The 10,804-nt window shown below is 71.0% G+C and carries 10 protein-coding genes; 2 read left to right on the top strand and 8 right to left on the bottom strand.

All coding sequences use genetic code 11. The annotated features are described in order from the left end of the window. On the top strand, nt 1-274 hold a 274-nt coding region (locus AC067N_RS37675; protein WP_478683459.1), incomplete at its 5' end, for a hypothetical protein. A 204-nt stretch (nt 275-478) separates the two neighbouring features. Here the strand turns inward: AC067N_RS37675 and AC067N_RS37670 are convergent. Then, complete coding sequence (locus AC067N_RS37670; protein ID WP_478683458.1) at nt 479-1,483, bottom strand: stage II sporulation protein M; 1,005 nt, start codon at nt 1,481-1,483, stop codon at nt 479-481. Nucleotides 1,484-1,622: 139 nt separating this feature from the next. Between AC067N_RS37670 and AC067N_RS37665 the strand changes: the two genes are divergently transcribed. Beyond that, nucleotides 1,623-2,639, top strand: coding sequence for an RDD family protein (locus AC067N_RS37665; RefSeq protein ID WP_478683457.1), 1,017 nt, complete (start codon nt 1,623-1,625; stop codon nt 2,637-2,639). Nucleotides 2,640-2,696: 57 nt separating this feature from the next. On the opposite strand, the gene AC067N_RS37660 is transcribed toward AC067N_RS37665, so the two are convergent. The 7 genes from AC067N_RS37660 to AC067N_RS37630 form a co-directional block, all read right to left on the bottom strand. Then, entirely contained in the window at nt 2,697-3,311 is a 615-nt protein-coding gene (locus AC067N_RS37660; RefSeq protein ID WP_478683456.1) for a hypothetical protein, read from the bottom strand. 129 nt (nt 3,312-3,440) lie between these two features. Further along, nucleotides 3,441-4,898, bottom strand: a complete 1,458-nt coding sequence (ahcY, locus tag AC067N_RS37655) for an adenosylhomocysteinase (RefSeq protein ID WP_478683455.1) — start codon at nt 4,896-4,898, stop codon at nt 3,441-3,443. 387 nt (nt 4,899-5,285) lie between these two features. Continuing rightward, the gene (locus AC067N_RS37650) at nt 5,286-6,263 is read right to left on the bottom strand and encodes a cation diffusion facilitator family transporter (RefSeq protein WP_478683454.1); all 978 of its coding nucleotides are present in this window, start codon (nt 6,261-6,263) and stop codon (nt 5,286-5,288) included. 166 nt (nt 6,264-6,429) lie between these two features. Beyond that, complete coding sequence (gene manA / locus AC067N_RS37645; RefSeq protein ID WP_478683453.1) at nt 6,430-7,581, bottom strand: mannose-6-phosphate isomerase, class I; 1,152 nt, start codon at nt 7,579-7,581, stop codon at nt 6,430-6,432. A gap of 55 nt (nt 7,582-7,636) precedes the next feature. Continuing rightward, a complete protein-coding gene (locus tag AC067N_RS37640) occupies nt 7,637-8,764 on the bottom strand; it encodes an SIS domain-containing protein (protein ID WP_478683452.1) in 1,128 nt (375 codons plus the stop codon). 110 nt (nt 8,765-8,874) lie between these two features. Further along, nucleotides 8,875-9,045 (bottom strand): Trm112 family protein, encoded by a 171-nt coding sequence (locus AC067N_RS37635; protein WP_478683451.1) that lies wholly within the window; start codon nt 9,043-9,045, stop codon nt 8,875-8,877. A 196-nt stretch (nt 9,046-9,241) separates the two neighbouring features. Next, nucleotides 9,242-10,606, bottom strand: coding sequence for a phosphomannomutase/phosphoglucomutase (locus AC067N_RS37630; RefSeq protein WP_478683450.1), 1,365 nt, complete (start codon nt 10,604-10,606; stop codon nt 9,242-9,244). Between the last annotated feature and the right edge of the window lie 198 nt (nt 10,607-10,804).

Raw genomic sequence — 10,804 nt, 5'->3', positions numbered from 1 at the left:
AGATCCGGTAGACGGGGTATCAACATATCTGGCGTTGATTTTTGGCACGCTGTTGAGTTCTCAAGGAACGGACGCTTCCTTTGTACTCACCCGAGCGTTTCTCGGGCTTTCCTCCGGGCGCTTCCCTTCGGTCTTGCGTTTCCAACCTTACCAGATCCGTTTTCCGTTCCGTTTCCGGTCGGAATTCATTTCCGGTAGCCGCTGGAGGGCTTTTGCCTATTTGTTTGCCTTGCGGCTCCCTTTCGGCGAGTCCGACTTTATCAGAAGTTTTTGACCGGCCTTGCCGGCCGCTCTCTCTGAATCATCGGGGCGGGCTCACTCGTGAATCTCGTCCACAAGGAACCGGTAGTTACTCACTGTCACCCGGGGCATGTCCACCTCTAGGCAACTGTTCGAATCTACCTCCCCACGAACGCCGTGTCAACGGCTCTCGCGGGAACGAGGTCGAGACTAACAGCCCGACGGGGGTGGATGCACATCAGGCTGCCGTGGGCACCGTGGCGCTGCGTTCGTGCTCCTCGACGTCGCCCGTCTCGCCGGCCCGCGCGGCGCGTCCGCCCAGGACGTAGACGTAGGCGAGGAAGGCGAGTTCGGCGAGGACACCGATGCTGATCCGGCCCCAGGTCGGGAGACCGGACGGAGTGACGAACCCTTCGATGGCGCCGGAGATGAACAGGACCAGCGCCAGGCCCAGCGCCATCCCCACAGCGGCTCGCCCTTCCTCGGCCAGGGCCGAACGGCGGGGACGGGGGCCCGGGTCGATGAGGGTCCAGCCGAGGCGCAGGCCCGTGCCCGCCGCGACGAAGACCGCGGTCAGTTCCAGCAGGCCGTGCGGAAGGACCAGACCCAGGAAGACGTCGAGTCTGCCCGCCGAGGACATCAGGCCGATACCCACGCCCAGGTTGAGCATGTTCAGGAGAAGGATCCAGAGGACCGGTAGCAGGAAGATGCCGAGGACCAGGCACATCGCGGCGGCCTGGGCGTTGTTCGTCCACACCTGGGCGGCGAAGGAGGCCGCGGGATGGCTGGAGTAGTACGTCTCGTACTGACCTCCGGGGCGGGTCATCTCGCGAAGGGCGTCGGGGGCCGCGATCGACGCCTGGACTTCGGGATGCGTCCCGATCCACCAGCCCAGGAGGGCCGCGACGAGGGTCGACAGGAGCGCGGTGGGGACCCACCAGTGGCGTGCGCGGTAGACCGCCGCGGGAAAGCCGTGGGTCAGGAAACGGGTCACGTCGCGCCATGAGGAACGGCGGGCCCCTGTGACCGCGCTGCGCGCGCGTGCCACGAGCCGACTGAGACGGCCAGTGAGCTGGGGGTCCGGGGCACTGGACTGGATCAGTGACAGGTGGGTCGCCGTGCGCTGGTAGAGGGCGACGAGTTCGTCGACCTCGGCACCGTTGAGGCGATGCCGGCGCCGGAGCAGGGCGTCGAGACGGTCCCACTCGGCGCGATGGGCGGACACGAAGACATCGAGGTCCATCGGGTTTGCTGCTCCTCGTCCCTCTCGTACGGCGTGTCAGCTTGTCGTACAGGTCGTACTGCGGCGCGATGTGCCTTCAGCTTGGCAGACTGGCCGGTCTCGGGGCAGGTCAGGGGATGGAACCGGAAGGACTACGGGTGTGAGTGAGCTAGTGACGGGTGAGGCGGTGGCGCTGGAGCTGCGTCCCGCGAAGCTGCCGAGCCGGGCGCTGTCCGTGCTGCTCGACCTGGTCGTGGCGATGGTCGTCTACCTCCTGGTGACCCTGCTCCTGGCCCTTGCGACGGCCGGTCTCGACGAGGCCGCGCAGATGGCGACGGCCATTGCGAGCTTTCTGCTCCTCCTGGTCGGTGGGCCGATCGCGGTGGAGACGCTGAGCCATGGGCGTTCGCTGGGGAAGCTGGCCTTCGGGCTGCGGGTGGTGCGGGACGACGGTGGGCCGATCCGGTTCCGGCATGCCCTGGTGCGCGGTGCCGTCGGGGTCGTCGAGATCCTGATGACCTTCGGGGTCATCGCGTGTATCGCTTCGCTGGTGTCCGCGCGCGGGCGACGGCTGGGGGATGTGTTCGCGGGAACGCTGGTGGTGCGGGAACGGGTGCCGGCGGGGAAGTCGTCGTTCATGCCTCCGCCGCCGCCCTGGCTGGCCGGGCAGTTCTCCGGGCTCGACCTGTCCTCCGTTCCGGATGCGCTGTGGCTGGCCATCCGCCAGTACCTGACGCGTATGGGACAGCTGGACCCGCACGTCGGTGCGGCGATGGCGGAACGTCTCGCCTCGGATCTCGCGGCGCGTACGGGGACACCCGCGCCGTACGGGGTGCCGCCGGGCGCCTACCTCGCGGCCGTGGTGCATGAGCGACAGACTCGGGAGGCGCGCCGCGCGTTCGGCGGTGCCGTGGGCGCCGGCGGGCTACCGGGCGGGCAGGCCCCCGGGGCAGGGTGGGGCGGGCCTGCGGGGCCCGGGTATGTGCCGCCCGCCGGGGGCTTCGCGCCTGCCGGCGGAGCTGCTGCTCCCGGTGCGCCGACGCCCGCCCCTGCTCCCGCCCCTCCAACCGCTCCTGCCCCTGCCACACCCGCTCCGCCCGGGGCTTCCACTCCCGTCGAGGAGACGCGGCAGCCGCCCGCCGAGCGGCCGAGCACCGGGTTCGCGCCACCGGCGTAGGTGCGCACCTAAATGGTTGGCGGCGGCCTAGGGGCGGCTGTCCCGTGCCGGTCTCCGTCAGTCGAACGTCGTCGGCGGTGACTCCAGGTGTTCCAGCTCGAGCCCGGGGGCCGCGAGGACCACGTCGCCGGCGATGTGAACGGTGTGCCGCTCCCCCGTGTCCAGGGCTGTGACCTGGTATTCGTCCACGGTCAGGGGGTCGTTGTCAGTGCCGTGTGCTTCTCTTGCGACCAAGGCCCAGGACTGGTCCACGGTGCGCGGGGCGAGGACCGGGTCGGTGAAGGCGACGAGACGTACGCGGGTGGCGGGCTCGGAAGGGGTGAGGCGCAGCAGACGGGCGGTGGCGACGAGGAACGCCGGGGAGGTGCCGGTGAAGGCATGGGCGCGGACGTTGCCTTCCGTGGCGTGCGTACCGGTGGGGTCGGTGCGTACCCAGGTGACGCCGTCGAGGGCGGCGCCGCGGACCTGCCAGCTCGCGGCGTGGAGTTCGAGGCGGATGGGGCGGCCGAGTTCGTCGAGGGCGAGATCGACGGAGCCGGCGTGGTCGCCGGACGGGGTGGTCAGTTGGGACACGTAGCGCCAGCCGGAGGGACCCGGCGCGCAGTGGAAGTGCTCTTCGGCGAGGAGGGTGTGGTCGTGCGGGTCGTGCAGCGAATACCGGCCGCGGGGCATGGGCGTCCTGGGTCTTGACGGGCTGATCCGGCCCGACGTGGCCGCGGACCGAACGGGCAGGCCCCCGGCACGGGGGTGCGGGGGCCTGCCTGTGAGCTGCCGCGGGAGTGCGTCAGCGCGTGTGCGTGATCAGTAGCGGTAGTGGTCCGACTTGTACGGACCCTCGACCTCTACGCCGATGTACGCGGCCTGCTCCGGGCGGAGCGTCGTGAGCTTCACGCCGAGCGCGTCGAGGTGAAGGCGGGCGACCTTCTCGTCGAGGTGCTTGGGCAGCGTGTAGACACCGATCGGGTACGCGTCGGGCTTGGTGAACAGCTCGATCTGGGCCAGGGTCTGGTCCGCGAACGAGTTGGACATCACGAACGACGGGTGGCCGGTGGCGTTGCCCAGGTTCAGCAGACGGCCCTCGGACAGGATGATGATCACCTTGCCGTCGGGGAAGGTCCAGGTGTGGACCTGCGGCTTGATTTCGTCCTTGACGATGCCGGGGACCTTCGCGAGGCCGGCCATGTCGATCTCGTTGTCGAAGTGACCGATGTTGCCGACGATGGCCTGGTGCTTCATCTTGGCCATGTCACTGGCCATGATGATGTCCTTGTTGCCGGTCGTGGTGATGAAGATGTCGGCCTTGTCGACGACCTCGTCGAGGGTCGTGACCTGGTAGCCGTCCATGGCGGCCTGGAGCGCGCAGATCGGGTCGATCTCGGTGACGATGACCCGGGCGCCCTGTCCGCGCAGGGACTCCGCGCAGCCCTTGCCCACGTCGCCGTAGCCGCAGACGACGGCGGTCTTGCCGCCGATGAGGACGTCGGTGGCGCGGTTGATGCCGTCGATCAGGGAGTGGCGGCAGCCGTACTTGTTGTCGAACTTCGACTTGGTGACGGCGTCGTTCACGTTGATCGCCGGGAAGAGCAGGACGCCGTCGCGCTGCATCTCGTACAGGCGGTGGACGCCGGTGGTGGTCTCCTCGGTGACGCCGCGGATCTCCGAGGCGAGCTGGGTCCACTTCTGGGAGCCCTCGGTGATGGTGCGGTTGAGGAGCTCGAGGATGACCCGGTGCTCGTCGTTCTCGGCGGTGTCGACGGAGGGGACCTCGCCGGCCTTCTCGTACTCGACGCCCTTGTGGACGAGGAGGGTGGCGTCACCACCGTCGTCGAGGATCATGTTGGGGCCGCCGGTGGGGCTGTCCGGCCAGGTCAGCGCCTGCTCGGTGCACCACCAGTACTCCTCCAGCGTCTCGCCCTTCCAGGCGAAGACCGGGACGCCCTGCGGGTCGTCCACGGTGCCGTTCGGGCCGACGGCGATGGCCGCGGCGGCGTGGTCCTGGGTGGAGAAGATGTTGCAGGAGGCCCAGCGGACCTGCGCGCCGAGGGCGACCAGGGTCTCGATGAGGACGGCCGTCTGCACGGTCATGTGGAGGGAGCCGGTGACGCGGGCGCCGGCGAGGGGCTGGGCCGCTGCGTACTCCTTGCGGATCGCCATCAGGCCGGGCATCTCGTGCTCGGCGAGGGTGATCTCCTTGCGGCCGAACTCGGCCAGGGAGAGGTCGGCGACCTTGAAGTCCTGTCGCTTGTCGACAGTGGTCATGAAGAGCTGCTCCTCGGTGTCGGGTCGAGGGTGGGTACGGCTGGTCTGCGCGGCGGCGGACACAGGGGTGCCCGAAGAGGACACAGGCATGCCCGCGTGCGCGCAGCGCAGTCCGTCGGAGGCCCTCTCTCCCTCGGTCGGTCCTCGCTGGGACCGCCCGACCGCCATCAGCAGCGACGTCTGGCTCCGTCCCAAGCTACACCGGTCGACCCGTGCAGCCCCAGTCCGTCTGGGAACGGATCAAGCCGTTGTGTGAGCCGACCGGGAGCCGACCGGGAATCCGCGGGCCTGTGGCCAGGGGTGTCCGTCCTGCGGCCCTGCCCTGAGCGGGACCGGAAAGGGCCCGCCGTGTGATGCGGCGGGCCCGGTACCGAGGAGGTGTGGGGGTCAGTGCTCGGCGGCAGGGGTGGGGCCGCCGGGGGTGGCGTCGGGGTCGGGACCCTTGGCTGCTTCGGCCTCGCTGTAGATGTCGGGCTCGAGGTAGATGACGCGGGCGATCGGGACGGCTTCGCGGATGCGGGCCTCGGCGGCGTTGATCGCGTGGGCGACCTCGGCGGCCGTGTCGTCGTGGCGGACGGCGATCTTGGCGGCGACGAGGAGTTCCTCGGGGCCGAGGTGGAGGGTGCGCATGTGGATGACGCGGGTGACGGTGTCGCCGTCGACGACGGCCGCCGCGATCTTCTCGACCTCTTCGACGCCGGCGGATTCACCGAGGAGGAGCGACTTGGTCTCGGCGGCGAGAATGATCGCGATCAGGATGAGCAGGACGCCGATGCAGAGGGTGCCGATGCCGTCCCAGACGCCGTCGCCGGTGATCAGGGCGAGCCCGACGCCGCCGAGGGCGAGGATCAGACCGACGAGCGCGCCGAGGTCCTCCAGGAGGACGACGGGCAGTTCGGGGGCCTTGGCGTGGCGGACGAATTCCTTCCAGGACTTCCTGCCGCGCAGGACGTTGGACTCCTTGATGGCGGTCCGGAAGGAGAACGACTCGGCGATGATCGCGAAGACCAGGACGCCGACCGGCCAGTACCAGGCCTCGATCTCGTGCGGGTGCTTGATCTTCTCGTAGCCCTCGTAGAGGGCGAACATGCCGCCGACGGAGAAGAGGACGATGGAGACGAGGAAGGCGTAGATGTAGCGCTCGCGGCCGTAGCCGAAGGGGTGCTGCGGGGTTGCCTCGCGCTTGGCCTTCTTGCCGCCGAGGAGCAGCAGGGCCTGGTTGCCGGAGTCGGCGAGGGAGTGCACGGACTCGGCGAGCATCGAGGACGAGTGGCTGAAGAGGAAGGCCACGAACTTCGCTGCCGCGATGGCGAGATTGGCGGCGAGTGCCGCCACGATCGCCTTGGTGCCGCCTGACGCGCTCATCTGTCCGGGGTGTCCCTTCGCCTACGCATGTGTCTGTGCGTGGGGATGGGTACCCACGCTTCCGTCCGTCACCGGCCGGGCTTTGCCCGCCTTTTGCAGGGGGCATTGTTGCAGCCCGGCCGGGCGTCGGTGCGTCGGGCCGTGGATCGGGCGGGGTTCACACGGTTCAGGCGACCACGGTCGCGCGGAACAGGGTGCCCGGTCCGGACACCTCGGCCTTGTCGTCGGCCGGTACGAACACGGACTGGCCGGGGGCGAGGGTGTGTTCGCCCGCGCGGACCGAACCGGCCGTGCAGAGGAGGATCTGCGGGGTGGGCAGGGTCAGGTCGTGCGGGGCGGTGGCCTCGGGGAGGACGTAGCGGGAGAGCCGGAACTCGTCGATGGGAGTCTCGTAGACCTCCTCGCCGTCGGGGGCCGCCTCGGGGCGCAGGACGGCGGGGTCGGTCGCCTCGAAGCGGACGACGCGCAGGAGTTCGGGGACGTCGACGTGCTTGGGGGTGAGGCCGCAGCGCAGGACGTTGTCGGAGTTGGCCATGATCTCGACGCCGAGGCCGTCGAGGTAGGCGTGCGGGATGCCGGCGCCGAGGAAGAGGGCCTCGCCGGGCTGCAGGCGTACGTGGTTGAGCAGCATGGCGGCGATGACGCCGGGGTCGCCCGGGTAGTGGTGGGCGATGTCGGCGTACGGGGCGTGGTCGCCGCCGAGTCGGGCGCAGGCGGCCGCGGCGTCGGTGACCGTCTCGGCCATCGCCTCGGGTTCGGCGCCCAGGACGGCGGTCAGCACCTCGCGCAGCGCGGCCTCTTCGGGGTGGGCGTGCAGGAGGTCGACGTACGGCTTGAGGGAGTCGACGTCGAGGGCGGCGAGCAGGTCGGCGGCGCGCAGCGGGTCGCGGAAGCCGCACAGGCCGTCGAACTCGGTGAGGGCGCAGATCAGTTCGGGCTTGTGGTTGGCGTCCTTGTAGTTGCGGTGGCCCGCGTCGATCGGGATGCCGCGGCGCTCCTCGTCCTCGTATCCCTCCCTGGCCTGTTCGCGATCGGGGTGGACCTGGAGGGAGAGGGGGGCGCCGGCGGCGAGGATCTTCAGCAGGAACGGCAGGCGGGGGCCGAACCTGGCGACCGTGCGCGCTCCCAGTTCGCGTTCCGGTGCCTCGTCGATCACCTCGGTGAGAGGCCCGCGCGCGGTGCGCGAGGGGGCGCCGGGGTGGGCGCCCATCCACATCTCCGCCTGCGGTTCGCCGGTGGGGGCCACGCCGAGGAGGTGCGGGATGGCGGTGGTCGAGCCCCAGGCGTAGGGGCGGACGGTGTTGTCGAGGCGGTCCATGGTCTGTTCTTCTCCGTACGCCGTTCGGGGGTGTGCCGGGAGGTCCGGGTAAGGATCAGGCTCCCGAGGCGAGCGACAGGTAAACGGCGGCGAAATCCGTGATGGCGATCATCTCCGCGAGGGTTTCCAGGTCGCTGCCTTCCTCGGGTTCCAGCTCGCTGATGGCGGTCTCGTGGCTGAGGGCGAGTTCGCGGGCGGCCTGAGCCGCGGTCAGACCGCCGGTCGGCCGGTCGCGGAGGAGGAGTACGCGTGCGTGGAGGGCGGGTGGCTCTTCGACGCGGTCGCGGAAGAAGGCTTCGGGGTCGGCGCTCGCGGCCAGGGGGCCGGAGAGCACCACCGCGTGCGAGGCGAGGGCCTCGGGGAGTTGGGCGGCGAGGGCGGGGCGGCCCGCGAGTTCGGCGAGCGCGGAGGCGAAGCGGCGGCCCACGGGGCCCGCGGCCTGGCCCTCGGTCCAGATCAGCGGGAGCGCGTCGGCGAACTCCGCGGCGAGTGTCTTGGCGGGATTGCTGTAGGTGGCGATGGCGGGGCCGCAGCGTTCGGCGACGTGGTCGAGGCGGTCGGCGACCTTCGCCAGGTCGTCCGGTGCGGCGGCGACGAGGCCCGTGCGGTCGAGGAGCGCGAGCATCGGGGTGAGCAGGGCCCACAGGATGCCGGGGGCGGCGGCGCCGAGGGGTACTTCCAGCTCGTACGGGGCGGTCGCCATCGGTACGAAGAGGCCGTGGGCGCCTGCCATCGCGTCGGCGACGGGCGTACGGGGCGGTGCTACGGCCACGACCGTGCAGCCGCGGCGGTAGGCCTGGTCGACCAGGAGCGTCAGGCCGGGTTCGGCGCCGTCGGCGGTGGCGATCAGGAGGAGGTCGACCGAGCCGGCCCAGCCGGGGAGCTCCCAGCGGAGGGCGCCCCCGGCGGGGGCCACGCCGGTGGGGTGGATACGGGTGATCGGGCAGCTGGAGCCGGCCAGGGCGCCGAGCAGGTCGGCGACGCCCGCGGAAGCCATGCCGGGGCCCGCGATCATCAGGGCGCGGGGGCGGCCGTCGGGTTTGAGGTCGGCGATGCCGGCCTCGGTGCCGAGGCGGAGGGCCGTGCGGACCCGGGCTCCGGCCTCGGCGGCGCCGCGGAGCAGACCGCCCCGGTCGGCCTCCGACAGGGCGTCGGGGGTGTCTAGCAGCGATTCGTCGAGCATGGGCGGCAGCCTCCGATTCGCCGGGTGCCCTTTTTCGCCTCTTCGCCGGGTTTCCCTACCCGGGCGGGATTACGCCTCGCGGGGTGCCCCGAGCCGGACTCGGGCGCCCGTCACTCCGGGCGGCGGGCCTCGTCGACGAGGAGGACGGGGATGCCGTCGCGGATGGGGTAGGCGAGGCCGCAGTCCTGACCGGTGCAGGTCAGCTCGGTGTCCTCCTCGGTGAGGGGGGCATGGCACGCCGGGCAGGCGAGGATCTCCAGGAGGCCGGCTTCGAGCGGCATGTCAGGGTCCCTTCGGGGGCGGGGTTCTGTTGTGCGGGGTCGTGCGGTGCGGCCTGGTCAGAGTACCGCCGGGCGGGGGTCCGCGCCGGGGTTGAGCGGCAGGGCGGGGGTCACTTGGGGCCGGACCTGCCCTCCTCGGGGGCCCGGCACCGCCGGGCCTCTCCGATCGGGCGCCCGGCGGCCGGGTGCGGCCGGCTCACCCTCTGATGATCGCCAGGACCTCGTCGCGGAGCTTGGTCATCGTCGGCTCGTCGCGGGCCTCGGCGTTCAGGCGCAGGAGGGGCTCGGTGTTGGAGGGGCGGACGTTGAACCACCAGTCCGGGGCGGAGATGGTGAGGCCGTCGAGCTCGTCCAGGGTCAGGCCCTCCCGGCCCTCGTACGCGGCCCTGACGGCGGCGAGGCGGGCGGTCTGGTCGGCGACGGTGGAGTTGATCTCGCCGGAGCCCACATAGCGGTCGTACTGGGCGACGAGGTCGGAGAGGGGGCCGTCCTGGCCGCCGAGAGCCGCGAGGACGTGGAGGGCGGCCAGCATGCCCGTGTCGGCGTTCCAGAAGTCGGCGAAGTAGTAGTGGGCGGAGTGCTCGCCGCCGAAGATCGCGCCGCTGCGGGCCATCTCCGCCTTGATGAAGGAGTGGCCCACGCGGGTGCGCACGGGTGTGCCGCCGCACTCCTTGACCACCTCGGGGACGGACCAGGAGGTGATCAGGTTGTGGATGATCGTGCCCTTGCCGCCGCGCTTGGCGAGTTCGCGGGCGGCGACCAGGGCGGTGACCGCGGAGGGCGGGACGGGGTGGCCGCGCTCGTCGACCACGAAGCAGCGGTCGGCGTCGCCGTCGAAGGCGATGCCGAGGTCGGCGCCCTCCTCTCGGACGCGCTGCTGGAGGTCGACGATGTTCGCCGGGTCGAGGGGGTTGGCCTCGTGGTTCGGGAACGTGCCGTCCAGTTCGAAGTACATGGGTACGAGGTCGAGCGGCAGGCCGGCGAAGACCGTGGGGACCGTGTGACCGCCCATGCCGTTGCCCGCGTCGACGACGACCTTCAGGGGGCGGATCGAGGTGAGGTCGACGAGGCCGCGGAGGTAGGCCGCGTAGTCCTCCAGCGTGTCGCGCTGCGTGATCGTTCCCGGTGTCGCGGCCGGCTCCGGCGCCCCGGACTCGCTCCAGGCCTCGGCCAGGGCGCGGATCTCGCCGAGGCCCGTGTCCTGGCCGACGGGGGCGGCGCCGGCGCGGCACATCTTGATGCCGTTGTACCGGGCGGGGTTGTGCGAGGCGGTGAACATCGCGCCGGGGAGGTTCAGCGCGCCCGACGCGTAGTAGAGCTGGTCCGTCGAGCACAGGCCGATCTCGGTGACGTCCACACCGCGTGCCGCCGCGCCGCGCGCGAAGGCGCGGGACAGGCCGGGCGAGGAGGGCCGCATGTCGTGGCCGATCACGATGGCGTCCGCGTCGGTGACCTGGGCGAAGGCGGCTCCGAAGAGCTCGGCCAGGGTCTCGTCCCACTGGTCCGGGACCACACCGCGTACGTCGTACGCCTTCACGATCGTCGACAGATCAGCAGCCACGGCCAAACCCTTCTGAAGTCCTCACCGGATCGCCCCAAACTACCCGCCCGGTGTTACGGCCCGCGGTGTGACCTCCGGGGATGTGGACGACTTCGGGGAATCGCAGTCCTGACCCGCCGTCCTGATCCGCCCGTCCGCCCGCGGGTCGCCCGCCCGCACGGCGCCGGACAACGCGTACGCGGAGCCGCCGGATGGCGA

The organism is Streptomyces sp. NPDC042364 (assembly GCF_056437585.1).
The sequence above is the reverse complement of the archived record's forward strand: the minus strand, read 5'-3'. Positions and strand labels throughout refer to the sequence as shown.

Coding starts and splice junctions, on each gene's coding strand:
- AC067N_RS37670 (WP_478683458.1), bottom strand. CDS start 1,483: ATGGACCTCGATGTCTTCGTGTCCGCCCATCGCGCCGAGTGGGACCGT.
- AC067N_RS37660 (WP_478683456.1), bottom strand. CDS start 3,311: ATGCCCCGCGGCCGGTATTCGCTGCACGACCCGCACGACCACACCCTC.
- ahcY (WP_478683455.1), bottom strand. CDS start 4,898: ATGACCACTGTCGACAAGCGACAGGACTTCAAGGTCGCCGACCTCTCC.
- AC067N_RS37650 (WP_478683454.1), bottom strand. CDS start 6,263: ATGAGCGCGTCAGGCGGCACCAAGGCGATCGTGGCGGCACTCGCCGCC.
- manA (WP_478683453.1), bottom strand. CDS start 7,581: ATGGACCGCCTCGACAACACCGTCCGCCCCTACGCCTGGGGCTCGACC.
- AC067N_RS37640 (WP_478683452.1), bottom strand. CDS start 8,764: ATGCTCGACGAATCGCTGCTAGACACCCCCGACGCCCTGTCGGAGGCC.
- AC067N_RS37635 (WP_478683451.1), bottom strand. CDS start 9,045: ATGCCGCTCGAAGCCGGCCTCCTGGAGATCCTCGCCTGCCCGGCGTGC.